Raw genomic sequence first — 25,959 nt, 5'->3', positions numbered from 1 at the left:
TTCATGTACCTGTACTCGATTAGCAAATTCTTTTTTCTGCCTGTTTCATGGCATAGACCAGAACTGCCTCCGACTGATCTATCCCTACTACCTGTACTCCTGCTATCACCAGACGCTCGGCATAAAGACCCGACCCGCAACCCAGATCCAGTACCCGATTTCTTAATCATTTCAACCCGTTCTAAGTATGTTGTATTTCTGCTATGGCAAACAACACTTTTTGTCTGCAGCATATAACCGTTTACCGACAAAACCCTTTGAAATTTGAAAAACTTTTATTAATTTTTTGCTAAAGACGGGGTGGCAATTAAGATGAACATATTATAATCAGCCCCGGCATCTGCGCCAGTTCCATAGGTGATGTTGATGTTCTGGAAGATAATACGCAACTTACAGCCGTTGCCCTCAGCATCCAGTGTTAGTTCTTCCGCGCCTAGAGCTTCCTTGGGCCTTTTGCTGACACCGGTGAGCGAGGCGGCAAAATCATACAAGCCAGTGGACACCAGCTCAGTTCCCGAAAGATTGTGAACTGATACCCGGACTTCCTGGGGCGACAGGCGTTCAAGCATGAGTCGGTATTGGAAGCCACGTACTTCGAAGTCATAGTCGGTGTTTTCTTTTAGATCCATGCCCCGATAGGCACCAGCCTGAAGCATAACGTCATAACCGTCGATGTTTAGCGGCTTCTGCATGTTCAGGTCAGCGAAGAAATTGTCAATAGTCCCGCTCATATGCTCATAGGCGGGTTCATAACCAAAGGTCCTTTTCATACTTTTATTGATCTCAAAGTCCTCTGGCAGCCAGGCCACTGCCTTTAGATAGCTGCGCCTCTCCAGATAGTTCAAGATGCTGGTGGTTTCCAGCCGCAGGGTTATGTCGGCGTCGATCTTAGGACTGATCTTCCCGTCTACTAAAACACTGGCTGCCTGCAACATGTTTTCCAGCCGGTTTATCTGACTGACCCGAGACACGGTGAAGGCATCCACCGGCGGTATAACCGATAATATGGCAAATCCGGCTCCAAATAGGGCGATGATGCTGTTTTTCACCACCGGCCTAAAGGAAAGCACTATACCTACAACTATAGAGAAGATTCCAAACAGCGCCACATAATAGCGGGATTCGGTGACTCCGTAGGCATTCAAACGGATATACACCGAGATGAGCTGCATGATCACTACCGGGATTAGCACCTTCGGGAAAATAAGCTGGTATAGGACTGCTAAGCGGTTTTTCAGTCGACTAGCCAGTACGTAAATAACGAGTCCAGCTGCGGAATAGGCTAGGATCATTGGTCCCAGTTGGCCAGAAGGCCATTTCATGGTGAAGCCGATTTTTATGAAATAGGCAAACAGCACCAGCGTATAGGCGGCAACTAGGGATACGGCTATATATGAAACCAGGATCTCCAGGAAGCGAGGGTAGTGGCTTGCCTCCCCAGCATAAGCATGATCGGTCTCCGACTCTGAGTCGAAGTGCGGTAAGAGCGATAAGTAATAAATAGTAGCAAAAAGAATCCAAACGATAGCCATCATATAGCCGTACCAATCGCTGTTAACCTTAAAGAGCAAGATGTTGATAGCCCCAATGATTGCCGCCAAACCGGATGCCAGTACACCAGCGTAGAGTATAGATGTGAAGGCCGATTTGAAGTGAATCAGAGCCACGCTGTTAAAATCGAATTTGCCCTGGAAGGAGGGCAACCAGATGAAAACGCAGAACAATGAGAATATCGCAACCGAAGTGCGGGTCCTCACCCCGTAGTCTATTGCCGGTACCGGAGATATAATTAGATAATAACCCAGGATGAGTAGCACGGATAGTGCATAAACGACCAGGCGCGTTATGGCCAGGTGCCAGAAGCGCTCACAGGCGAACTGAGCGGTCACCCCCAGGAAGGAACCGAACAGGAAGGCAAACATCAACTTTTGTATAGTTAAATCGGGAGATTTATGTAGAGAGATCATGTAGCAGGTCAATATCGTGGCACAGATCAAACAAAATACGGTTAGTGGAAAGCGCAGGATCGCCTTGGAAAATCCCTGCATCATTTTAATGATAGCTTCGTATAAACTATTCATTCTTTATCCCCCTAATTTCGCTAGTTATTTATGCGTCCCTTTACCGTGGCCGAGCGTGATCCGACACCTTAAAATCCAGATCAATTCTTGACTTCTTATATACTCTACTAATTCACCTAATAGTTTCTGTTTGAATACCTTCTGGTTTTAACCTGTTTAAAATGTTTCTTTATCTGTTCAAAATTTAATCTTAACCCTTAATATGAAAATATTTAGCTATCTTAGTAATATATTCATTTACTCATTTTTTTCGAAGAAATAACAGTGGTTATCCACGCAGGTAAAATAGGCGTAATAATTGCATAAGCGATATTGGCACCATCCCAAAAAATCTGTTGATAAGCCGCCACTAATATTGCATTGATAAGAAAAATAATAAGAAAAATAATTATGGGTTTTACTTCTCTTAGATAATTATCAAGATTTAGTAATGTTATAATTACAAAATTACATATAAACGGAGCAACAAATAGTCCCTGTACCTTTAGACTCATATTAGCCTCTGCGTTTATTTCAGCGTTTCGGGCAATAGCAAATATAATGGAAACAACAGCATAGCCAATAAAAGTAAAACATGCACCTGCAAATGACTGTAATATTACACCAAACATACGCGGCAGGGCATCTCTTATTCCTGTTGGGTGACGCATATATAAATATACTAAAACACTGAACGCAAGAGTCTGTGTGAGAATTTCCGGCAATCCGAAGAAATGATACCAGAGCGGTAACTTTGTATATACTATGCCTTCAATGGAACTCGGTGCTGCTGCCGGTGTAGACACAATTCCAATTCCAACAAAAATTAACCATAAATATAACCAACCGTACTTGCAATTAGCTAAAAAACTACGAAATGGTATCAGAACAAGTCCTATTACGAGTCCCCTAATTGGTTGGATAAATGATCCCCAGAAAACAGATGTCGCCCCAAATTCAACCATGTAATCATGTATTACAGGAAGATGAAAAACAGATCTGTAATCTAAAATGTTTGAAGCTAGTATTCCGGCAATAAAATAAGTTAAAGTATGTATAATCATTACCCTAATAAGAAAAATGGGAATAGACCTAGCTGCTTTTTCTTTTATCACTTTCTCCTGGTTTCTAAAACCTACTAAAAACTACAAGTAGTTTTTTCACCCGTTCGACAAACGGGTGGCAGTGTCACAGGATTCAACTTCTAGGCCATAGGCTCTCGCCTATGTTCCGGGTGGTCTCCTCTAAAAGAGTTCCCCGCCACTGCTTAAAGCGAGCGTACTAACCGGAGAAGGTGTTACCTCCGCCTGGGTTCTGACTTGCGGCAACAGCCTTTCGCTGCGTGTACTGTGCCGCCCGCAAAATTTATAGCAAAGGGATTAACCTATACCTAACACATTTTTCCGGTGAATCTGCCATGAAACCAGGCTATTCACCTTCTTCCTTTTCGTGATTTTTTTAATCTTGGCCAGCACAGACTTTTTAACTGCTGACCATTGTTTCCAATTTGCCATTTGTTTAAATTCAGGTTTCTTTTTAACCAGTTTATCAAGCAATATCTTGGGTATCTTCTCATGATCAAAGCCCAAGCCACGCCGGGCTATGACATAGCCTGCCGCTTCGTGAACAGCTATGCCGTACATGTGCTGGTATTTTAGGATGCCTATGACTGAAGTAAAAGCCGGTTTTACCTTTAATATCGGCACTCCCTCACGGGCAGCACTCCGGTCAACTGCTTTTAGAAACTTTGACCGGACAAAACTGTGACTCATTCGGTTAAACTTGGCCGTTACGGACTTGTCATTTTTAAACTTCAAGTCCTCTACCGCCAGGGCGTAACCTTTTTCTTTAGCCTGGAGGATCACTTTCTTAGCCATTTCACAGGTCTGGTTATTTCTCCGGTTTGTTCTGGCATAAGCCCATTCGCCTTGACCCAGCCATTCACTGCCCCGGTATTGCCCCAGATAGTCTACCTGGGTTACGCCTAATCCGTCCGGGTTGGTGTCTACACCAAACGCACCCTTATGGTTATATGGCATCGGAACTTCTTCTTCAATACTCACATGGACGTAATATTTCCCGTCTCTGCGGAGGATTTCTACCTGATAGGCACTGCCTGTTTTAAGATAATCCAAAACCATTTGCCGGTAGTTGATACCGTTAATCTTGCCGGTCTTTTTCGATGGCTTTTGAGCTAAATAGATCGGCACCGTTATGCGGTTATACCGAACGGATTTCCCTTTCTGTACCGGGTCGGCGGCTATATCAAGATAGATTTGGTCTTGGCCTTTGTATATGCGGGTATTTAGGTTGCCGCCTTTGGTTTTATCTCCCCGTGACAGATAACGGTTACTTCTGACTTCCTGCCACTCTTCTATGGTAATATTGCCTTTGCAGCGCTCTTGAAAGAGCTTCTTTCCTCCGAATACAACAGGCGGAAAAGTATTGTTATCCAGGTGCTTTTGCCAGAAGGCCAGTTTACGCTGTTCCTTTTCTAACCGTTTTTGCAGTTTGGCAATCTTAGCCGGTGATTTAGCCTTGGCGATACGCTTTTCTGTAAATTCAACCTTTGCTTTGGCGTTTTCATAGTGCATCTGCACTAATTCATATTGGCTTTTGATTGTGGTCTGGGCATCATATACTGCATCGTTAGCCTGCCGGGAGTTAAGTCTGAACTTTCCTTGTACAGTTATACGAATGTCCTGTACTTTCCATCCGTCCAGCAGTCTTTTAAATGCCCAACGAACTGCGGCACAGTAACGATCCATGAGGTTATCAATGTATTCTTTCTGTTTAGGTGTCGGTTCCGGGATTATCCCCATCGACGTTGTCTTCACTGGCAGTCACCTCACTTTCAATGACCTTTGCCAACTTTTTTGCTGCTCTGCCGCCACGTTTTCCATTTAAACCACTGGCAATATCACGAAAAACAGCCTGAATAGCATATTTGTTATTTGATGCATATTCAGTAAGCCTTCCTATTTGTCGATCAAGACTCCCGGCATCAGCCTGTTTTCGTGTAGATACCCTGGCGTAGAGAAATACGGTATTTTGAATTCGGCTATATTTTTTGCCCTCAAAGGATTCTACTTGGGACATTTTATAGCGGCGATGACCAGTAGGAGTTCTTTCCGGAACTAATATCTTTTTCTTTTCCCAAACACGTAAAGTATTAATACTAACCCCTAAATATTTAACTGATTTGCCAATACTTATATGGTTTTCCATCCTAATCACCTGCCAAAATTATATCATATTATGGCAGGTTTTTGATATTAATTTAGTTTTCTATATAGAACCGAAATAATAAATATCGCTATAAATTAAACGCAAAGTCTCTTTTTCACATCTTCCGAACAGCATTTGATTTCCTCTAAAAACGAGTCAACAGATTTTTGAATTTCTGAAGCATTTTTATGAAAGCGATTATAAATAGCTGTATTTTTTAACCATTTCCATAACTCTTCTATGCAATTCAGATTGGGTGAGTAAGGTGGAAGAAATTTCAAAAACAGATGATTCTTATGCTCGTCTAAAAAGTCTTTAAGTAGTTTTGCATGATGAACTCTTGCATTATCAAGAACAATGTAAATTTTAGAAATGTCATCTTTTAAAAAATGTGATACCAATTTTTCAAGAAAATCTTTGAATTTTTCTGCATCAATTTTGTCATAATTTACACAAAAAACTTTACCCGTATAGTAGTTTAAAGCACCGTATAATGTAACTTTTGCATGGTGTCCATAGGTCTTAATCTTTTTTTGCTCACCTTTTGGGAACCATGCTCGTTGTAAACCTTGATAGTCCCTAATGTGAGATGCATCCACATATAGGAGTATTTCACATTCAGTGAGATTTTTTTAACTCTTCCAGCTCATCTTGAAAAGCTTTTTGCTTTTCCGGATCAGCTTTGGCTAATACATAAGTGGGACGATTATAACGAAAATCCATCTTAAGAAGCATGCGCCAAACACCATCTGATGTATATTTAATGCCGTATGTATCATGAATGTAAGCAGCGAGGGTTTTACAATTCCAAGTAGTATGGGTACTAAAACCAACCTCTGATGGTGATTTTTTCAGTACCTCTTTGACCTCTTCTTTTTGTTCATTGGTTAGCCTTGGCGGTCTTCCCGGTTTTTTTGATACATGAAGCAGTTTTTCAACTCCACCTTCATTAAAGTAAGCAACGTATTTTCTTATGGTTTGTTCACTTATATCAAGATATTCGGCAATCTGCTTTGCTTGTCTCCCTTTCATGACAAGAATAACAGCTTGAACTCTGCATCTTAGTTTATATGGTGTTTCTCTTTTTATCTTATTCAAATCCTCAATGGTTAAATTTTGTGGATTGTTTAAATGCAATTTCCTCATGGTAATAATACCCCTCCCCACACTTGATTCTATTTTACAGGATAGGAGTAAAAATTACCATTACTTTATTAATCGTTTCTATATAGGTAGTTGAAAAATAATGAGATACTAAATCATCATATTACTTAGTATCTCATTATTAGCATTTTGTACAACCAAATGTTAAATAACTGCACCGGTAAAATTGGAATTTAATAGCACTTACAGTAACATTTAATCAGCTACAGACTTCCAGATATTGTAATCTATATCATATAAAGTTTACCCGTGGCAATAGATAATCTATGCTTTTTACCATCCCATTCATGTAGTTCTAATATTGCACCTTTAATTAAAATATCTTTAAGTAAATCTTTGTAACTGAAACACCAAATGACTTTACCCTGATAATCAAAACATATTACATCGGTTTCGGCCAATATAAATATTTGCCCTATACTCCTATCGTAGAGAATTTTACTTAAAGGGTATTGATATCTATATTGGTTCTTTAACACACCATCTAACAAACCCAAAGTATAAAACACTTTTCCATAAACAACATGCACATAATTATGATCATAGTCTAAAGCACATTCCGGTTTTGTATACACTTCTGAATAAAAAATTGAAGACCATAACTTCACGTTATTATGGTGTAAATTTAACTGACAATAAGGTCCTTTGTCTACATATTTATTTGTGTCAAGAAAAAAATTATTATTAGGAAATAAGAATTGTAATCTTGAAAGATCTACATCTAGGCCCCATAAAACTTCAAGATTGTAATTATTTGTCCTAAGAATCTTTTTATCCGTAAATAATGTAATAAAATCACTTCCTATCTATCAATTCTATTTAAATGGTTCTGCCCAGCCAGTAATAAACCTTGGAGTTCTTGTTCCCCAATCGCATTGCCAGCATGTAGTTACCCTTCCTTTTATTCCATTTGGCCCTGTAATAGTTCTTGCTAAAGTATATTTATAGCCGTATTTATCCTCAATCCATCCAGATTTCCCCAATCCTTTACCTTGCTTATAAGCAAGATCCTTTAAAGAATTAAAGTTTTTTAAAGTATAACCCAATTTATTAAATCCCTTATATTTTCCTGGATCAGTTAATAAATATCTTACTTTATCTGAAGTAACATAAGGAGAAGAAGGTCCAAGAGCTCTTATTCCGGCTATGGTTACAATTCGAGACGCCTTATCACCATACTTATTTGCCCATCTAACAAGAGCGTTCCATCCATTTGATTGGGCAATTTTTGTTGCGGCATTTATTATGGCCTGGGAAATAGCTTGATAATATTGCGTTTCAATTATGGAATTTGACTTATCAACATCTTCTAAGATCTCATTAGTTATTTTCTCTTCATTACTGCTATTTAATTGACTATTTGAATTTGCATTTGATTCCGATGTACTGGTTTGATTTCCCCAATTAGACGCGTCCGGAGATATAAGATTCTGTTCATTGCCACCAGGAACTACAAATTCGTTTGTTGATTCAGTAGCTAGCGCACCCACGCCTGGTAACAACAAGTTAACTAAAAAAACAAGTATCAATAAAAAACTTATTTTTTGCTTAACTCTTCTCATCATAAAACCTCCCTAAAAATGTATCTTTGGCAGTTAAAATTAACTAAAAAAAATAGAATGTAATAGTGGTTATGAACGGCTAAATAAGGGCACTTGGTTGTCAACCCTAACTATATATCCAGTTGTCCACCAAATCCACTATTACTTGCACAACATTAATATAATTTCCTGTAAATTTCAGGGTGTCAAGCAGGAATTTCCATTATACAAAAACTCCGTTATATGCAGGAACAACTTATTACCTTTCTAGCTGCAAAATGCATTTGGCACTGCTATACTCAAATTAAGCATAAGCAAACATAGCATAAAAATTCTACTCAATTACCTTCATAGATTACCAGTCTTTTGTCATTTCGTTGACAGTACCTCTGAACCAAACAGAATATTGTAATTCTTAAATGCACATACTATAATGATATAATAGTGGTTTAGGCTAGGTCACTACTGTGGGAGCGGGGTCAAACGATTCCCAGATATACCTACCGAGCCACTATTACATTTTGCCCATTTAGGCGGATAGCGTGGCATTTTTTGATATTGAACCATATTATCACCTCCTTAATTTAATACGAATTATGTGAATTTGCTACAATAACCCTATTTAACCAACATTAAAAGACTATTCGCAGAATACACCACGCTAATATATCGTACGAGATAAATCATTAAGGTAAATTTTAAAAATATGGCTTACACCCCTAATACAAAAAATAATTTCACAGAGCTCTCGTGGACAATAACACTTAATACACTTCTTGCTGCGAAATTATTTGACATAGCTATAGTAAATAAAGCATTAGTAAACAAATGCTTTAAAATAATTCATTACTTATTTTTTTAAGGAATATTTGGACAAAAATCCAAACAAAATATAACATGATTCCTCATATTCTGCAATAAGTACATATTGTCGAAATAAGTAATATAATAAGGTTATGGATCTGTTTTTTGTCATAAAATTAATCTCTCCCATACATATAAAAAAGGCAGGGCACACAACTCCCCCAGTTTTTTTCCTCGTTTCACAGCGATGATCACAAATTCCTTACTACCAAAATTTAAGATCTAAAAACCACACAGACTGCTAATTACAAGGCTTTCAGCGTTCTATCCTTATTACCGTCTCCACATGTGTCGAGACGGCGAAAGGGATAGAATAATCTTTCCCTGTTCTTCGTTCTTATTCTGTACAATCCTCACTCATCTTACATTTAATATGGAGGGTAGTTCCTCTCGCCCAGTATCTATCATAATGCTTGAGTTATGTCTATTACCAATACTTTTACAAGTTGATAACCATATAAGCCTGTACCATTTTCCTTCGTATTCAGGAGAGCACTTCAAAAATAGCTTTTTTATTTGTATGATTCAATACATATTAAATTATCTTATATCTATCAATATATTGTATTTATATTTTGAATTCGGGACTTTTGAAACAGTCTCCTGATGTGCCAAATAACAACGGTAAAGTCTGAAGATGATCCGTTTACCACCTTGTAAAAATTCGTTTAAAATCCTGACGACTGAATTTTAATCTTAAAACGCCCATTTGTAAAATTAATTATATCATTTTCTGTAAGTTTTATTTGACCAATAAAAGTTCCGTATGCAAAACCATCCATCCCATTCCATTGTGTTATTTCTATTATTACATTACTACTAAAATGTTGTCCTCCAGAACTCCCCAATGGGTACCCAAATACATATATTTCATTATTTTTATTACAATATGTAACTGACAGCGAGGCATCCCAGATATCAACATGTTCACTATTAATTTCAAATGAGTCACCAGTTTTTACATCTGAGGGTAACTTAATTGAAAAGTGACTACTATCTTGGTGCCTGTTGCTATTTAGATAACATTCCCAATCGGTAAAGTATGAAAAGGGCATATCAGGTTCATAAGTATATTTTATACCATTAATATTTATATCAAAATACCCTATATCATCATAATCGTGATTATTTAGAGTTGTTGTTTTTGTATCAGATGATAAATCGATCTGATTTTTGGTAGTAGACGACGGTTGTGTACCTGATAAACCTTGTATTTGTTTATTCGAATCCATTTCATTATTTATTTTCTTATCAGTTTTTGGAGTATCATTATTATCTTCTGTATTTTTCTCTTGGCTCACACCATGATTATCCTTTTCTTTATTTATAGTAACATCTTCTATTCCAAGTGTGCTCTTAATCTCTTTGCTAAAATTAAAATAAAATGTAATTATAGTTATTAACAATGTTATTATTGCTGTAAAAACTTTAACAATGTTTAGTATTATTTTCCAATGTTCACTACTCATATATAATGTTCACCCCATACTTTGAGATAAAAAATAATTCATAATTTCTAATTAGAATAGATTAAAATGTCTTATAGTGTTTTGATAAGCTTAATACATATAATGTTTTCGCAAATAGCTAATAAAGTTTTAGATAATTTAAAAGATGAATATTACGATGGAAATGAGCCACCGTTCCGATTGTTGAGAGCCACTATGTGCATCAAATAGAGCCACAGTGTTCATATGCAAGAGCCACCTGGTCAAGGCAATTATTTAAAATAACATAATTTATTTATTATTATTGTATTTGGGTTTATCCGTAGTGGCTGTGGTCAGTGTGGATAACGTGAAACGTTATCCAAGCATTATGGGCAACCTGGAAGGTTGTCCATAATGCGGCAGTGTCCATCAGCTAGTTCTAGCTGTGCAACTTGCCCGGAAAGCTGGTGGCTCTCAAGAGTACCATGCTGGCTCTATTTCATGCACAAGGTGGCTCTCGCAAATCGGAACGATGGCTCTATCTCGGCATATTATTCAAAAGATAAGCAAAAATAATTCCTTGCTTACCATATATTACTTTTTCATTCTACAAAAACTAATAAAATACCTTTAAGGTTTTACACAATAATGCTGAATTTTCCCTCAAAAAAAATAGTAATTAGAAATACAAAAACATATATTTTCTAAAGTATATTATTTTGGACTATGATATAGAGCTTAATTTTTTATATGATATAATACATTTAATCAAGTTATTGTTAAAGTGATATAACCTATATGTAGGTAACATTTGTTCATTTTTATCCACATCTTCACTTCTTAACTAAAAGAAAAATACGTTGGCCAGAGAATTTCTATCTTCTCAACCAACGCATTATTGTTTTACTATTAAACTTTTCGAAGCGTTCCTTATTGTATATACTATATATGTTCCTCCACCCGCATCCCACTTTTCAATATAAAAACAAAATGCGTTGGCGAGATGACCTCTATTTTCTCAACCAACGCATTAAATATTTCATCACTAAACTCCACAAGCAAGCCCTGCCAACCATTCAGTGTTTCAATAATCACATTCAGCCTTTCCCGGTAATCGTTCCTGATATTATTCTGCCTGTCAAACTCGGCCCGCTGCTCTCTCAGTTCATCAAGTTCACTCGATATTCTAATATATTCTTCGTTATATACCGCATCATCAATGCTATTCCTAACCTGAAGTTTAACCAGCCCTTTCAAGTCATCCTTTAAAACTTCTATTTTACTTTCAAGCTCCTCAATTAACTGATTAGATGCTGTTTCAGCCAACACTTTCTCTATATTATCCTTCAGTGTCTTGATGAACCCATCCTTATTTTCATTTATCCTATTAAACACCCTTACAAAAGCATCCATTAAAACCTGCTCATCTACCGCTTTAGCATCGCAGGCACCCCTGCCATCAACAACATAAGTTTTACATTGCCATACCGCTTTTTTATATTTACTTTTATTACTATTCCAGGTACGCCTTTTAAAAATGTTACCACACTTACCGCAGAATACCTTGCTACTGAAAGCATACTTACTGGAATACTTATGCCGGTTACCAACCAAGTTACCTTTTAATAATGCCCGGCGTTCCTTTTCATCCTGCACCCTATCATATAAATCCCTTGATATAATCGGCTCATGGTTTTGTTCAATATAAAACTGCTGAGCTATCCCATTATTTTTTATTCGCTTATGGTTCAAAAAATCAACAGTGTAAGTCTTTTGCAATAGTACATCACCGTGATACTTCTCATTAGTTAGTATTCCTGATATTGTGGAGTCCCACCACTTACTATTGCCAGTACCAGTCTTAATACCATCCCTCATCAGCCCGTTAGCTATTGCTTGATAACTTTTACCTTCCAGATATTCATTGAAAATACGTTTAACTATTTTTGCTTCCTCGTTATTGATAACTAACTCGCCATTTTCATCCTTATCATAACCAAGAAATCTCGCAGTATTTACTAAAACCTTGCCGCTCTGAAACTGCCTTATGATACCCCATTTACAGTTTTCAGAAATATTACGGCTTTCATCTTGTGCCAGCGAGCTAAGTATTGTCAGTAGAACTTCCCCTTTGGTATCCATGGTATCGATATTCTCTTTCTCAAAAAAAAACAGCAATCCCTTTATCACGTAGCTTCCTCACATACCCTAAACAATCCAAAGTATTTCTGGCAAACCTGGAGATAGACTTTGTGATGATAATATCTATTTTACCGGCCTCACAGTCTTTAATCATTCTATTGAATTCATCTCTATTTTTTGTTGTAGTACCGGAAATCCCTTCATCGGCATAAACATCTACATATGCCCAATCGATTCTTTTCTTAATGTAATCGGTGTAATATGCAATTTGAGATTCGTAGCTATTTTCCTGTTCTTTAGAATCGGTGCTTACCCTGCAATATGCACAAGCCCGTTTCTTAGCATTTTGAGGTAACCCATCGGCCATTCTAGCTGGCCTGGCAGGAATCACTGTAATATTCTTTGCAGCTTTTGCCATAGAGATCCTCCGTCTCCAATATATCCTTTTTGCACACTCATGTTATAATCGGTTGGGGTGCTAATCAAGTCTAATCTCAAAGGATTTCTTATTTTCTTTATCTATGGCAATATACTCCTTCTCGGTTATCAGGTTTAACTTTTTTAGGGTATTTAAAATATGTAGACTCAATTTATAATTGATGTTGTTGTCCATGAGCAATCTCCCCCTACATATTATAGTAGTATCCCTAACCTGTCAGGGAGGCTCGTGGCCTCCCTTTAAAAAAATCGCTTCCTATTATATATAGTTATATTGAGGCTACTTCTTGTTCAGGAGCAGTAAGGATTTCGCCATACTCATCAATATATCCGTCTTTAACAAGCTCACCAAAGATAAAGTTAACCCCTTTGGGAGTTACCAGGGTAACGGCTACTTCCATGTTCCCACTATTTACTGAACTCCAAATAACATCAAAATATCCAGCTTCTATATACTTCCTATAAGGTTGGTTTACACCATTCTTTTTGAAGAGAATATTTTTATCTCTTAAATATTGGAACATATTGTTCTGTCCCAGGCCAGGGATACCAAATGTATTAGCCATAACTCCAATCCTATGGGAGTTCTTAGAACTGAGGAATGAATCAAAACGGTTTGCCTTGGGAGTTAATACTTTGACTTCCTCAATCAGTAGTTGGTTCTCTTTTTTTAGCGATACGTTCTCCTCCATAGTTGCGGCTATATTTCGTAAGTTATCAGGAGTAAAGAAAGCTTCTTTAAACCTGTTAATTTCATCTTCCATAGCCTGTTGTCTTTGTGTAGCGGATGCCCGTTCTTCTACGTTCAACAAATAACTTCTTACAGTTTTAGCCACCTCGCTATCTCGGAGTAACATACCGATGCGAAGTATGGCACGGCGGGGTATGATGGTTAACGAAGGAGCATATTTGAGGTCAGGGACCATGTCCCCAACCACCTCTGAGGCTTTGCAATTCCTGGCCTTTAATAATTTTTTGCCCGTCGGACTCTAATTCTTCACGGTGTCTCTGGGTAATCTTTTTAATAGTTTCACTATCAACTTCATAATAATTAGCTGCCATCTCAATGGTAACATGGATATCATCCGGCAGCATTGAGAGTTTCTTTACCTTATCTAAGACTTCTACCCGACTGGCGTATTTATCACGAATTGAACGTGATTCCAGTATCTCCTCAGAATTTAAGCAAACCTGACCAATGTTTTTATCGCTTTCACCATAACCTTTTAATGAGATATTTGCCATTTTAAAATGCCTCCCTTAAAATTTTTTTCCTGCTTTTACCCGGCTTTTTACATCTGGTATGGTTCGCCATTTCACCACTTGCCTTTTCTCGTCTAAGCCGCAGTTTATACTGTCCCCGACTTAAAATTGGATACTCCGTGCAGCTCACTTTATCCGGTAACCTTTCGGAAAAATCGTCTTGCAGTATATAATTAGCCAACCGGGTAAGCTGCTCACTATCAGGTATTTCGCCTGTCTGTGCAATATAGGCATCGGTCAAATCCTCTATAGATTTAATACGCCAGGCCACCGGCATCTTGGTAGATATTAGTTTATCAACAGCCAAACGAAAAGACCTAATATAATCCGTACCCGGCAGAAACCTACCCGCATACATACAATTCCTCCTTCTGTTTATTTATTCTGGCAATCTTGCATACTAAAGTTTTAACATGGTCACTGATAGCTTGCTGGGTAATACCTAAAATATTTGCAGCTTCATCCTGGTACAAATCTAATTCGAACACCATCTTGATAATCTGCCTTTGCCTTGCGGTCAATCTTGCTTCTTCCATTGATTGCTCAAAATCTATCAGGAGTATGCTGGCATCATAGTCGCCCCTGGTAAAGCGGCCCTCGCGGATATAATGAATCTGCGAGAGTAACGCATGTACTCCTTTAGGCGTGTCTACCGGGTAAGCGTCCTCCAGCCTTTTCGTTTTACTTCGCAGGTCAATTTTGCCACCGCCCATTCACGCCGCCTCCTTTAGTAACCGCTCAATCTGTTGGTAAAGACCCTCCATATCTCCGTCATTAAATATTTCGTAGTCCACGGCAAAGGTATCAATATGAAGTTCAGTTTCATGGTTTAAGTCGGCCATATCGAAAATATCACCACATGCTACCATTCGTTTGAGCCGTGTTTGACAACTGGCATTAACCCTTACAATGATGAACCCGGCCCGGCGTAGCATGTCCACCTCGTTTTGCTGCCTGACATCGGTAATAACAATGTCCTCTAGTCCATCCTGTGCAATATTCCTGGACACATATTTAATCCACACGTTTGGGTCGATACTACGCAAACCTTGTCCAACAGCCTGGTAAAGTTGACGGGGTTTACCTTCTGCCACAGCTTCCGGGTAAAGTAGCCTACACACCAATCGTACTCCGTCTCCCAAGGCATATCTGGTAAAGCAGTATCGTGTTACCAGATAATCACCTACCAAATCTTTGCCGCTTCGCATCCTGCCGGTCAGTGCTATTTTCATTTTTTAGCCTCCGCTGTTCAGACTTTTCCCAGAGTTCTAGAACCTCCAGAGTTTTGGTTAGGTGGTTGTAATATTCCTGCTCTATTGGACATAGCTCGGCCAACTCGTCCTCCAAGGTTCGGTTATTCTCGCGTGCTTTCTCCTCTATGGAAGTCATTAAACCGTTAAATTCCTTTTCTATTTTAGCCTGGTAATCTATGAAGTTAATGAGTTCTCCCACGGTATTTCCTCCAATTGCACTGTTATGGTAATTTGTTATATTTAATCCGATATACAATTTTTATTATTTCGGTATCTCACAAGATATAGAGCATTTAATTGACAAAATGCGACTGATTTTAAAAGTAATGTTAGAAACCTACTGAAAAAAGATAGAGCACCTACAACAATTAATAATTTTTTAAAAAGTATTATTATAAAAGAGGACATTGTTTATATTGCGCGAATTAATAGTAAATATTAAAATTTGGAAAGGTGCTAATATCATGGTAACTATAGAAGATATGGAATTGGTTTTCTCTAATTTTGATCGTATATGCCCACCACTATTAATTTCACCCATTAAACTCTGGGAATTTGACCGAATAATAAAACCAAAATTAGAAAACATATCTAATATTCAAGTTATTTACCCTATAAATTTATTCGGGGCATCTGGTGATAAAAATACCGAAATTATTATTGTTACAGCTGATAACATATTTCATAAGATTATTTGTGATACTTACAATATTTCTATTAATACTATTGATGACATTGATAAGTTGCATTTTGATTTAGAAGCTGATAATAATCAAATAGCATTGAATTACAACATGAACTTTATGGATAACATTAACCTTATAGAGAATATTAAACTACAAAGAATGGGAAAATCTATTTGGGATTCATTATAAATACAATATAAATTTTTGAATGTTACATAATAATGTTGATTCCTAGCATTTTTTACTTAGATGCATTATTGGATGTTTACGATATCCCCCGTTAATCTCTGGACAGTACCTCAGTTCATCACCCTTACAACCCATCCTCTCGAATATCACCGGCATAATATCAACCAGCATATTTCTTATCTGCTGTGCCAGTTCTCGAATCTCCCACTCAGCTCTCACACAAAGTCGAAGTTGAATAAATTCGTATAAGGCTTGGTAGTTGCCGGAAAGCACTAAATTAGTAGTGCTTCCGAGTGGCAGCATCAGCTTGGCCAGTTCCTGGCGTTGGCCACGGCTGTAAGCCTCGCGGCTGGCCCACTTCTTATATATACACATTATTTTTTCGTAGTCATCGTTAAACTCAAATCGGTCAGTCATGCTAATAAACGGAGGTATAACTGTTTCCACCTCGGCCATATCGCAGTACCGCGAGGATTTCACGGTTAAGTTAATATGCGGGTGGCGGCTTAACTGCCGGAGTAAACTTTGGCTAACTCCTTCCACCAGAAAAGAGGCTGTTCCATGCCTGGCCACACTACGATACCCGCTATCCCACACCCGGCCCACAACATCGAGGCTTTCCTTACTTTGGTACGGCATGGCTGTCGCTTTCACTACGGCCAGAGGTGAAGTATTTTCTATAAGTGTTACCTTCATTTGCTCGTCCTCCTGTAAGTTAGTTATTTGGCAAAAATATGGTTGCCAATTCGAACAGTCTCCTGCCTGGTAAAAATCCATGTACTTGTTGAAAGAGCAGGGTTATAGAAAAATAAAGCACCATAGGACGGGTCATATCCATTGATTGCGTCGTACACCGCTTTATATGCGATAGAATCCGGCGTTAAGTAAATTTGCCCGTCTATAGTGCTACTAAATGCCCAAGGTTGATAAACTATTTCATACACTGTTTTAGGAAAGTTAGGATTGTTTAAACGGTTAATTATTACAGCAGCTACAGCCACCTGACCTTTATAAGGTTCGCCCCGGCTTTCGGCATAAACTACTCTTGCCATCAGATCAATATCACTCTGCGTAAAAGCCTTCTGAGAAGTTGTTCCAGTAGATGATTGATTAGTTGATTTAACATAATAAAGCACCTCCCCAGGATAAAGATTGTCGTTCCATAAACTATTTACTGTTCTTAACGAGTTTATTGAAACACCCAGTTTTTGCGATATAAGCCAGAGACTATCTCCCCACTTCACCGTATATGAAGCGGCGTTACCGCTATATGCAGATTTAGTTGCTGTTAGTGGCGGCATTTGTTCAAAATAACCGTAGTTATAGTTGTAATAAATAAAACGGGTGTTTGTAATACTGTTCCAGGTATAAGCCTCTGCTGGATTGGCCACCCATAAAAATGTTAATATTAATCCTGCCACGAATAAACCCGTGATATTTCTCAGCATTTCTACCTCCTGTCAAAATACATCATTAAATAACCCGTAAGCATTATAGCTGTTATAATCAGGTAGCCCCACGATTCCTTTAACTCGTCAATAACGGTCTTAGGCTTGTCCTGTTGAACCAAAAGCTCCCTCTCCTCTCCCGGTTTTATCCAAGGTTTCAGCTTCCACAAGTTCAACATCATGCAGCACATTCTGGAATACCAGTTGAGCAATGCGGTCTCCCTTCCTTATTAAATACACCTCGTCACCGTGGTTAACCAGGATAACTCCGATGTCTGAAGTGAAATCACGGTCTATTGTCCCTGGTGAGTTCCCTACAGTAACACCACGCTTTAAAGCCATACCACTTCTCGGTCTTATCTGTGCTTCCATGCCTTCCGGCATTTGCAGAGCCAGACCCGTCTTGACCAGTACCCTCTCGCCCGGTTCCAATTCATAAAAGGTAAAAGTATCGTCATAAGGCATATTTGGGTATTCGCAGGAAGCAACATCTACAGCATATAAGTCCAGGCCACTTGATAATTCAGTCTGTCTTACCGGAATTATGGCATCTTGGTGTAGCTTTTTAACAAAAACCAAGGTTACAAAATTGCTGCTGGTATTCTCCATCATAATGTCGCCTCCTAAATTATTTTTTATGGCCAGCCTTTCATTATCGAAAGGTCGGTCAAGCACTCTGGTTAAAATTTCGTCTGCCAAACTCATAGTCTTTTCGCACCTCGCCCCAGGCCGATACCTTAGAAAAATATCCGATAACACGGGTAAGATAATCCTGTATTGGGCCACCACATATTAGGCAAGTTCTCCCGTTTCCAACAACAGTGGTGTGGCCATTACCACATACCCCGAAGCCATAGTTGATGGCAAAATGTTCCACGCCTTCTTTTAGAGACATGAGGATTAACTTTTTCATTGTTTCTGGATTGGTAATTCGGTCTTGAACATTAAGGTGTAATATTCCACCACCAGAAACGTGTTTCATAAATTGACCAGTCAGCTTAATGCGGTCAATCGCCCCCATATCGGCAATAAGCGGTATATACTGGTTACTGTATAAAGCGAAGGGTTGCTTGTTTATTCCAAAGATTAGCTGGTCTTTTTTCGCCAGGCTTACGGCAGTGGATTCTGCTGGAATTTCCTCAGTATTAAAGCTGTGGCCCGTTTCTAGCGAGAAGTCTACAGCAAATTGGTCAATCCTTTTTAAAACATTTTCGGTAAACTCCTGCCCCTGGCGACTTTCCATCGGTAAGCCCATAAAGTGGCACATTTCATATTGCCCGTGTATTCCGATGGTAGAGAAAAGCATGTCCAACTTAAACCAGGTTAGCGGCTCAAAGAACTTCAGGAATCCTCGTCTTACCCTTCGTTGCAGTATTTCCTCACGGTGTACTAGCAATAAATCCCTGGCCATTTTTTCTCGTTTATCGAGGATTTGGTAAAAATCATCTATTCCTTTTGCTTCCAGTGCTATCCTCGGAAGGTTAATGGTAACTACTCGGTGGGAGCCAATATTAACCCCACCATTACCAAAGCTGTCGGCCCGATAGCTCATTCGCTCAGTATCGTTTACGAAGCGACAGCACATTGCAATCTTACTGCCTTCGTTGGCGTAAATGTTATATACGCCTAGTCCAGTATTTGTACGTGCAACAAAGTCCAGGAAGTCACTGTCCAGCGGCACTCTGTTTTTATCAACTGATAAATTTACTGTCATAACAGGGAACCTATAAGGCAGGCCCGTTGCTGGTTCGCCTTTTGAAAATGACTCTGCCACAATCTTTTGCACTTCCATAATATAATGAAGGTTTATTTCGGAGCCGTCCGGGTAATGGTAATCAGCGAATAGCTTTCTAAGGTTTTCCTTATCGAATATACTCACATTAGTAAAAGGACTCTGTCCCGATACTCTGAACTTGTTATTCATCACATGCACGAATTTTTGCCACTGATTCTCAATATACTTCCGGCCCTCGCTTGCCCACGGGTCAACGGCCTCACGTTCTAAGTACCAGCAGAGGTTAACAATAAAATCACCAGGAGCCACAGCCCCCACGAATTCTTGCGATAAATCCATTGTGGTTTCGATAACCTGAGCCACGAAGGAATCTGAACGCTTTGGCGGCAGGCTGTGAAGCTGACCATATTTCCTGCCCTCCACCATAAGGTTAGCGGTAGAATACGCAAAACAATACGGCAAGATCACTCCATGCCCGCTGGCATCGTGGAAATATAACTCACCATCCCATATAGCTTTAATTAACTCGTTGGCCCGGCGTATACCGAATCTCTTTTTCGAGTACCGCCAGAGCAGATAATATCCTTCCAGCTTGAGAATACCTTTGGTTACTTCGGCCTGGTAGTTGTTGGCCGATAGTTCCTCATTAGCATTAGCGTTCACATCAACTGAAGCATCAGCCAGACGTTTGGTAAAATAGTCATGGGACATTTGCCCAACATCTACCTTGCGAGGAGAAATCCCCTCAATATCAAGCAACTGGAGTCCTACAGGGTCGCTGGCGAATTTGCTGTAGAGCTTATCAAAGCCAGGTTCAAATGTTGCCGATAGTTTCATTTTTAGACCCCCTGTTGTCAATAATTACTTGATTGGCACTGGCCGGAAATCCGTTAGTTTTATACTTTTCGATATATGGCCCGGCCACGATAACATCAGCAAGTTCGAAAATATCAGCGGGTATTTCATCTGAGTAATAGCCAGTATACAGCCAGGCTTCCATATTTGTACCGTTTACGAATTTTAACAGTTCCTTTAAGGATTCCGGCTGGTCTAATGGCTCACCACCAACAAACACCACAGACTCGTAGTAATCACGGTTACGCCAGATTTCATCTATAATTTCGCTGGTATCCATTTCCTCGCCACCCTCAAAAGGTTGCAGACTTGGATTGTGGCAACCCTCGCACCTACGGTGGCATCCTTGAATAAATATGCTGTAGGCAATAAGTCCTTCGGCATCAATTAAGCTCATTTCGTTTAGCCCACCAATCCGAACTTTCACAGCACTATTCCCCCTCAAACTAACTTTTTGATTTAGTTGATTGGTTAATTGGTATCATACCTGTTGGACTAACTTGCCACTTTTTAAAGCCTTGCCGGTCTACCCATACCCAAAACTCAAAATCCACGTTATCCAGTTTGTAAGTTGAGATTATATCTTGGATAGCTGCGATTTCTTTTTTGTAGACCGATATGGTAAACTTTTTTGTCCGTTTCGACTGTACCGCCACTATCCGGTCACGCCGTAAACCCAGGACATCAATCTTACCGTGGGAGCCAGCAGAGCGAAGGACTAAAAAGCCCTGCTCTGCCAGCTCTTGCATGATTTTTCGTTCAGTTTCATAGCCGCGAGAGTAGTTAGTTCGAGCCATTAACTGGCCCTCGCTAAATCACAGCTTTCTTTATAGGTACAGAAAATACACTTACTAAAGTTACCCTCCGGCATCTGGTCTAAATAAAAGTCCTGTGCTACTGCCGCCAATTTATCCAGTAATGCTTCTCGGTCATTATCAGTTACGGTCACATGAAAAGCTCTCATATCAGGTTTTGCTGCCTCGCCTTTATTCCAGCCATCTTTAGCCAGGCTTTCATAGACAATTAGAAATTCATCAATATCAAAAAGCAGTGAATATGCAACGCACTGTTCTATATGCGAGGATTGCGGCCCTTTTAATTTGTAGGAACCTACAGCGGAAATAGTTGTACTTTTCGTTTTAAACTCAAAGCCCAGCCGGGTTGCGGTCGGCGTGTGTATTAGTATGCCGTCCATCATGCCGTATATAAGGAAGCTAACTCCATTATGATTAAACTGTTTAGATTTTTTGATGTTTCTTTCCCAGGCTGGCTTACCTTCTACTGTCCGTTCTACTGTAAATTTAGGATTGTCCAGGTATTTTTCAGCATAGAGTAAATCCTTCTGAACAGCGGCATGTACAGCCGTACCATTTCTCATCCAACGTCGCTGGTAAGGGAAAAAGGAGTTGTTATCCTTGGTTGTGCTGATGGCTTTAAATAGTAGCTCCCGCTCACACTTCGAAGCTGACGAGGGTGAGAATGTAATCATTTCGTTAGTGAAGAAAAACTGAGATTTTCGGTTTATTGAATCTAACTCATCTTTTAATAAACTTCGTTCTATCTCGAAATCCACTGGTAACTCCATGGAGTGGATTTCATTAAAATGTTCCAGTATTGCATCAGCCAGCTTATTATCAATGTGGCTCTCAACTACTTCCTCGCGAAGTTGCCTGGCTCCAGCCCGGTTAAATAATGTCATGTTTTAATACCCCCATTTCCTGAACAGCTCAATTAAATTATCCAGCCCGGTTGGAGTAACAAATGTTTTATATTTGGGGTATTCATTGCCAAATTTATCTGTCCACTGGCTAACGGCCTTTGTCACGAACCAACCAGCTTCCTCGTAGCGGCGGAGAGCTAAGTTCCAGTTATTACCCTTTCTCTTTTGTAAGTAACCTCTTTCCCGGAGTTCAAGAAGCATTGTGTTTCTTCCTATATCCAAGGTGCTTGAAATTGCGTCCCAATCGAATACTCCATCGCTGTTCAAGAAGTCGTCATATTTACCGGCCTTGGGTTTTAAAATTTTATTCTCTGCTTCCAAGACTTTAAATTCCTTCGACTTTTTAAAAAACGCAATCGCCCGATCTTCTTCTGACATGGCCAAATAGTCTTTAACAATTCCCGGCATTTCATATGCCCCTGTTTTGCGAATGGAGGGAATAACCTCGTGAGTGATCCAGCGTTTGAATGCTTTTGCTTCTGGTTTACGACTTCTAAGAATTAAAGAATATAAGCCCGGTTCGTTTATTATGGTAATATACTGTGCTCCACCTTTTTGACTGTCACTATTAATGACGGTCAAACTCCGGGACGGTATTGTCTGTTTTTCATCAACATCTAAGTATGAAATAGCTTGACGACTATTATTTATTTCCAATATATTACATACATCGACTCCAACAAACCAAGGCTCACCATTTATCAGTACCGTCCGCACTTTTTGGCCCTCATAATTAAATACCCTTTGAATCCTGTTCATTTCGTTTGTAATAGCTAATGCGTTAGTCATTTTATTTCCTCCCATTTCATAATTCAGATTTTTATCTGCCATGTAGGTAACACCCTTGCTATCAGCCAGTTCTATTTCACGCAACATTTCCATTAAAGTAAGCTCCCTTCTTAATTCCTGTACCCCAGCGGGTGGAAAGTTCAGTGTCAACACGAATAGGAACGTTAAGGTTTGCAGACCTTATCATGCAGGCTTCGATTTTTTCCACCTCGGCAAGAGTAATATTTTTGTTAACTATCAAAAGAGCCTCATCGTGCACCGTACCAATAATCTTCCTACCATCGTTATAAAGGTTGATTAAAGCTCTTTTCATAATGTCTGCGGCTGTTCCTTGAATTCTCGCGTTTACAGCCATCCGGCGTACCCGTTCCACTTCCCCTTTAACTGCCCGGAATTGCCTGCGTAGTATAACAGGCAACTCCTTTTTATATTGCCAGTAATCATAAGGCACAGCTTTGGTTCCCAGTATCTCACATATCTCAGTGGCCAGCTTATCGTAGACAATGGCTTTCTCTCGGTGCCCAGGGAAACGGCGTTTCCGTCCGTAAAGAGTTTCCACATACTCATTTTGCTTGGCAAATTCGTGAGTGGCACAAATAAAAGCGTAAACATCCGGGTAAGTGGCAAAAAAGTCCTCGATAAATTGGTTAGCTTCCTCCACGGTAATCCCTAACTGGTCAGCTAAAGTCCACATGGAAGTTCCGTACATAACGGCCAGTAGCCCTACTTTCATCATCTTGCGGTATTTCGAATCGTCGCCACATTCTTCGTAAGATACCTTAAATACCCGGCTGGCCAGTGTGCTGTATAAATCCTGGCCCTTCAAGTAGGGTTCCTGTAAATGAGGGTCGCCAGACATATGAGCCAATACCCTCGGTTCAATCTGCGAAAAGTCAACGCCCAGTATTAGCGAGTCTTCTGGAGCAACAATTAGACGGCGTGCCCGTGGGGGCAGATTTTGCAGATTCGGCTCCCGGCTTGCAAAGCGACCCGTTACCGTTGCCACCTGGTTAAAGGAACCATGTAGCAGTCCATCTTTTTTAATTAACTGTGGCAAAGCTTCCACGTAAGTCCCCAGTAGCTTGGTTAACTCCCGGTATTTGAGAAGAACGTCAATGCCCTCGTGTTTGGTTTCATCTCTTAATTTTTTCAATGTCTTAACGTCGGTTGAGCGTTCCTTTCCCTTGATTACAGGTAACTTTAGCTTATCGTACAGCACAGCGGCCAATTGTAGCGGTGAGTTAAAGTTTATATCCCCGAAATGTTCCGTTAGATTCGCTTCCAACCCAGCAATTTCGCCCTTCAATTCTGCTTTGTATTCCATGGCAAAATCCATATCTATTAAAAATCCAGCCTGTTCCATATCTACGCAAACATCAATTAGAGGATTTTCCAGTTCATCGTATATTAGACGCAGGCTTTCCTTCTGGTTCAGGTGCTGTCTTTGCCACTTATATAATTCATAAGTAAGGTGTGTATCCTTGGCCGCGTAAACTAAAGCGGCATCCAAGGGTATTTCAGCAAAAGATGTCTTACCGAAAAGTTCCTCATAGGTGTAGCTTTTATCCTCAAAACCGAAGTATTTGCCATATTTTGTGGCCAGGTTCTTTAATGCCAGGGTTGGTTCATTTTCATTTAATACTGCCATTGCAATCATGGTGTCATGTTTAATACCCCGGAGCCTCAGTCCGTGCCGAATGAGCATGTGAATATCGTACTTGCTGTTATGGAGTATCTTTCCAATGTTTACATCGGTCAATATCGGCTTCAACGCTGTCAAAACGGCCCTTCGGCTTAACTGTTGTCCGGCTACTTTATGAGCCACCGGGATGTAAACGTGATAGTCAGCCTTTGGTAAGGTAAATGAAAGTCCCACGATAACATCGTTGTAAACATCAAGCCCGGTAGTTTCAGTATCAACAGCAATTTCGTCCTCCTGCTGCAAGTCTGTTACCAGTTGATCGAGCTGCTCCTCGGTTTGTACCAGCCGGTAGTTGGCAGGAGTATTGGCGATTAGTTCATTGATTTTTCTTGCAGTATCCTGCTGTTGTAGTTCCCTCCATAACCTAAACACTGCCGCACAACTTAACTTTTTTGAAGAGATGTCAAGTCTAATTTCACCAGCTTCACATGCCTTTTTTACAGCTATGGCCTTTTCTCTATTGCGAGGGTTTTCGGTTATTGCTTTTTTCGAAAATACTTTAATCTGCCAGGCATCTTCCCACTCCGGCTCCCGTGTAGCCTCTATATATTTTTCCTGTGCTTCCTTTGCACGTAACATAGCTTCCTGTTCATTTTGCTTTTCGGCTATCATTGTTGGTTGCAAATCAACAGTAAGCTCCACTGATTTCACCTCCATCAGACCTGTTTTTGGCAATAAAAAAGGAGAGGGTAAGGCAATCGCCCTCTCCTGGAAATTTTAACTTCCTATTAAAATACACTATCCGGGTTTTCTATGGTTTGTACAGGTGTTATTTCTTCGGCAATGGCAGAAGGTGCTGTCCCTAAAGTTTCCACCGGAAAGCCTGCTTCAACCAGATTTTCAATCTGCTGTTCCCAGGTTCTTTCAAATAGAACAGAATCAAAGAAATTATCATCTACCACCACATTTTCAAAGGCGGCAAACTTTTGTTTATCATCGGCTTTTAATTTTGGAATGAGATTTAATATATAACTTGTTTCAGTTTTGTTGCCAATACGCTTGAAGGTAAAGGCAAACTCATTCAAATCCTCTGCGTACTGTTCAATGGTATCTATTAATCCGGTAGCTTGTCCTTTGGTTGCATCAAATACCCGCAGTTCACCTGTATCTATATCGGCCATCGCGAATAGATAGCGTTTCCTTGCGTAGAGGTTTTTAAAATCATCGTTATATTGGGTCTTAGCTGCCTCGCATAAAGCACAGCGTTTTCCTGTTGGTTCCAGGCAGGGTTGAGTCCAGATACCCAGACCGTAGGAACCATGTGCCTTGTACTCAACATAATCCTCATGTGTAAGTAGCCTAACCCTTACACTTTCGCCATCCTTTAATCGTATATATACTTTTTTATAGTCGATATTGGCACCTTTTTGATTCGCAGATTCCTTTGCTTCTTTACCTCTGGCTGTAATAACTGACATGATTTCAACCCCCCATAGTTATTGTTTTTAGTCA

At 39.6% G+C, this 25,959-nt stretch carries 30 protein-coding genes; 1 reads left to right on the top strand and 29 read right to left on the bottom strand.

The genetic code is table 11. The features are described from left to right. Positions 1-19 precede the first annotated feature (19 nt). The 19 genes from DTOX_RS25285 to DTOX_RS09250 form a co-directional block, all read right to left on the bottom strand. Complete coding sequence (locus DTOX_RS25285) at positions 20-145, bottom strand: methyltransferase domain-containing protein (protein ID WP_479690839.1); 126 nt, start codon at positions 143-145, stop codon at positions 20-22. A gap of 133 nt (positions 146-278) precedes the next feature. After that, positions 279-2,081, bottom strand: a complete 1,803-nt coding sequence (locus DTOX_RS09320) for a DUF4153 domain-containing protein (RefSeq protein WP_015757447.1) — start codon at positions 2,079-2,081, stop codon at positions 279-281. A 233-nt stretch (positions 2,082-2,314) separates the two neighbouring features. Beyond that, on the bottom strand, positions 2,315-3,175 hold the full coding sequence (locus DTOX_RS21460) for a hypothetical protein (protein ID WP_015757446.1): 861 nt from the start codon (positions 3,173-3,175) through the stop codon (positions 2,315-2,317). Positions 3,176-3,439: 264 nt separating this feature from the next. After that, the gene (locus DTOX_RS09310) at positions 3,440-4,897 is read right to left on the bottom strand and encodes an IS200/IS605 family element transposase accessory protein TnpB (RefSeq protein ID WP_015757445.1); all 1,458 of its coding nucleotides are present in this window, start codon (positions 4,895-4,897) and stop codon (positions 3,440-3,442) included. Next, entirely contained in the window at positions 4,854-5,288 is a 435-nt protein-coding gene (locus DTOX_RS09305) for a recombinase family protein (RefSeq protein WP_042315621.1), read from the bottom strand. Before DTOX_RS09305 ends, DTOX_RS09310 begins: the two co-directional genes overlap by 44 nt. A gap of 95 nt (positions 5,289-5,383) precedes the next feature. Continuing rightward, positions 5,384-5,887 carry an IS630 family transposase gene (locus DTOX_RS24270; RefSeq protein WP_242652579.1) on the bottom strand — a complete coding sequence of 168 codons (504 nt, stop codon included), beginning with the start codon at positions 5,885-5,887 and terminating at the stop codon, positions 5,384-5,386. Between the two features lie 19 nt (positions 5,888-5,906). Beyond that, the gene (locus DTOX_RS24265; RefSeq protein WP_042315521.1) at positions 5,907-6,434 is read right to left on the bottom strand and encodes an IS630 family transposase; all 528 of its coding nucleotides are present in this window, start codon (positions 6,432-6,434) and stop codon (positions 5,907-5,909) included. Positions 6,435-6,679: 245 nt separating this feature from the next. Then, positions 6,680-6,949 carry a hypothetical protein gene (locus DTOX_RS09290; RefSeq protein ID WP_157862895.1) on the bottom strand — a complete coding sequence of 90 codons (270 nt, stop codon included), beginning with the start codon at positions 6,947-6,949 and terminating at the stop codon, positions 6,680-6,682. A 318-nt stretch (positions 6,950-7,267) separates the two neighbouring features. Then, positions 7,268-8,014 (bottom strand): DUF6883 domain-containing protein, encoded by a 747-nt coding sequence (locus tag DTOX_RS09285; protein WP_015757442.1) that lies wholly within the window; start codon positions 8,012-8,014, stop codon positions 7,268-7,270. A gap of 1,511 nt (positions 8,015-9,525) precedes the next feature. Beyond that, positions 9,526-10,326 carry a hypothetical protein gene (locus tag DTOX_RS09280; RefSeq protein WP_015757441.1) on the bottom strand — a complete coding sequence of 267 codons (801 nt, stop codon included), beginning with the start codon at positions 10,324-10,326 and terminating at the stop codon, positions 9,526-9,528. 903 nt (positions 10,327-11,229) lie between these two features. After that, the gene (locus DTOX_RS09275) at positions 11,230-12,477 is read right to left on the bottom strand and encodes a recombinase family protein (RefSeq protein ID WP_242652578.1); all 1,248 of its coding nucleotides are present in this window, start codon (positions 12,475-12,477) and stop codon (positions 11,230-11,232) included. Further along, entirely contained in the window at positions 12,449-12,847 is a 399-nt protein-coding gene (locus DTOX_RS24260) for a recombinase family protein (protein ID WP_242652577.1), read from the bottom strand. The genes DTOX_RS09275 and DTOX_RS24260 overlap by 29 nt, the downstream gene beginning before the upstream one ends. Before the next feature lie 60 nt (positions 12,848-12,907). Then, positions 12,908-13,042, bottom strand: a complete 135-nt coding sequence (locus DTOX_RS24795) for an SHOCT domain-containing protein (protein ID WP_015757440.1) — start codon at positions 13,040-13,042, stop codon at positions 12,908-12,910. Positions 13,043-13,136: 94 nt separating this feature from the next. Next, positions 13,137-13,793, bottom strand: coding sequence for a phage antirepressor KilAC domain-containing protein (locus DTOX_RS21455; RefSeq protein WP_052292924.1), 657 nt, complete (start codon positions 13,791-13,793; stop codon positions 13,137-13,139). After that, a complete protein-coding gene (locus DTOX_RS21450; protein ID WP_052292923.1) occupies positions 13,783-14,112 on the bottom strand; it encodes a hypothetical protein in 330 nt (109 codons plus the stop codon). Before DTOX_RS21450 ends, DTOX_RS21455 begins: the two co-directional genes overlap by 11 nt. A gap of 1 nt (position 14,113) precedes the next feature. Beyond that, positions 14,114-14,488, bottom strand: coding sequence for a hypothetical protein (locus tag DTOX_RS21445; RefSeq protein ID WP_015757439.1), 375 nt, complete (start codon positions 14,486-14,488; stop codon positions 14,114-14,116). Then, complete coding sequence (locus tag DTOX_RS09260) at positions 14,475-14,843, bottom strand: sigma factor-like helix-turn-helix DNA-binding protein (protein ID WP_015757438.1); 369 nt, start codon at positions 14,841-14,843, stop codon at positions 14,475-14,477. Before DTOX_RS09260 ends, DTOX_RS21445 begins: the two co-directional genes overlap by 14 nt. Further along, positions 14,844-15,362, bottom strand: coding sequence for a deoxynucleotide monophosphate kinase family protein (locus DTOX_RS09255; RefSeq protein ID WP_015757437.1), 519 nt, complete (start codon positions 15,360-15,362; stop codon positions 14,844-14,846). It lies immediately after the preceding gene. Next, a complete protein-coding gene (locus tag DTOX_RS09250; protein ID WP_015757436.1) occupies positions 15,310-15,582 on the bottom strand; it encodes a hypothetical protein in 273 nt (90 codons plus the stop codon). The genes DTOX_RS09255 and DTOX_RS09250 overlap by 53 nt, the downstream gene beginning before the upstream one ends. Positions 15,583-15,799: 217 nt before the next feature. On the opposite strand from DTOX_RS09250, the gene DTOX_RS09245 reads away from it, so the two are divergent. Then, entirely contained in the window at positions 15,800-16,258 is a 459-nt protein-coding gene (locus DTOX_RS09245) for a hypothetical protein (protein ID WP_015757435.1), read from the top strand. 42 nt (positions 16,259-16,300) lie between these two features. Here DTOX_RS09245 and thyX read toward each other — a convergent pair whose 3' ends face one another. The 10 genes from thyX to DTOX_RS09195 all read right to left on the bottom strand — a co-directional run bounded on the left by thyX (position 16,301) and on the right by DTOX_RS09195 (position 25,925). Next, complete coding sequence (gene thyX, locus DTOX_RS09240) at positions 16,301-16,954, bottom strand: FAD-dependent thymidylate synthase (RefSeq protein ID WP_015757434.1); 654 nt, start codon at positions 16,952-16,954, stop codon at positions 16,301-16,303. Positions 16,955-16,977: 23 nt separating this feature from the next. Next, entirely contained in the window at positions 16,978-17,706 is a 729-nt protein-coding gene (locus DTOX_RS09235) for a cell wall hydrolase (protein ID WP_015757433.1), read from the bottom strand. Positions 17,707-17,805: 99 nt separating this feature from the next. Next, positions 17,806-18,411, bottom strand: a complete 606-nt coding sequence (gene dut, locus DTOX_RS09230) for a dUTP diphosphatase (RefSeq protein ID WP_242652576.1) — start codon at positions 18,409-18,411, stop codon at positions 17,806-17,808. Next, complete coding sequence (locus DTOX_RS09225) at positions 18,374-20,278, bottom strand: anaerobic ribonucleoside-triphosphate reductase (RefSeq protein ID WP_015757430.1); 1,905 nt, start codon at positions 20,276-20,278, stop codon at positions 18,374-18,376. Before DTOX_RS09225 ends, dut begins: the two co-directional genes overlap by 38 nt. Continuing rightward, entirely contained in the window at positions 20,256-20,723 is a 468-nt protein-coding gene (locus DTOX_RS09220) for a 4Fe-4S single cluster domain-containing protein (RefSeq protein ID WP_015757429.1), read from the bottom strand. Before DTOX_RS09220 ends, DTOX_RS09225 begins: the two co-directional genes overlap by 23 nt. A 19-nt stretch (positions 20,724-20,742) precedes the next feature. Continuing rightward, entirely contained in the window at positions 20,743-21,093 is a 351-nt protein-coding gene (locus DTOX_RS09215) for a PDDEXK family nuclease (RefSeq protein ID WP_015757428.1), read from the bottom strand. Beyond that, entirely contained in the window at positions 21,093-21,995 is a 903-nt protein-coding gene (locus DTOX_RS09210) for a hypothetical protein (protein ID WP_015757427.1), read from the bottom strand. Before DTOX_RS09210 ends, DTOX_RS09215 begins: the two co-directional genes overlap by 1 nt. A 3-nt stretch (positions 21,996-21,998) precedes the next feature. Next, positions 21,999-22,898, bottom strand: coding sequence for a phage antirepressor (locus DTOX_RS09205; RefSeq protein WP_015757426.1), 900 nt, complete (start codon positions 22,896-22,898; stop codon positions 21,999-22,001). Further along, the gene (locus DTOX_RS09200; protein WP_015757425.1) at positions 22,882-25,149 is read right to left on the bottom strand and encodes a DNA polymerase; all 2,268 of its coding nucleotides are present in this window, start codon (positions 25,147-25,149) and stop codon (positions 22,882-22,884) included. The genes DTOX_RS09205 and DTOX_RS09200 overlap by 17 nt, the downstream gene beginning before the upstream one ends. 86 nt (positions 25,150-25,235) lie before the next feature. Beyond that, complete coding sequence (locus DTOX_RS09195) at positions 25,236-25,925, bottom strand: hypothetical protein (protein WP_015757424.1); 690 nt, start codon at positions 25,923-25,925, stop codon at positions 25,236-25,238. Positions 25,926-25,959 lie beyond the last annotated feature (34 nt).

This window comes from Desulfofarcimen acetoxidans DSM 771, assembly GCF_000024205.1.
Lineage (GTDB): Bacteria > Bacillota > Desulfotomaculia > Desulfotomaculales > Desulfofarciminaceae > Desulfofarcimen > Desulfofarcimen acetoxidans.
The sequence above is the reverse complement of the archived record's forward strand: the minus strand, read 5'-3'. Positions and strand labels throughout refer to the sequence as shown.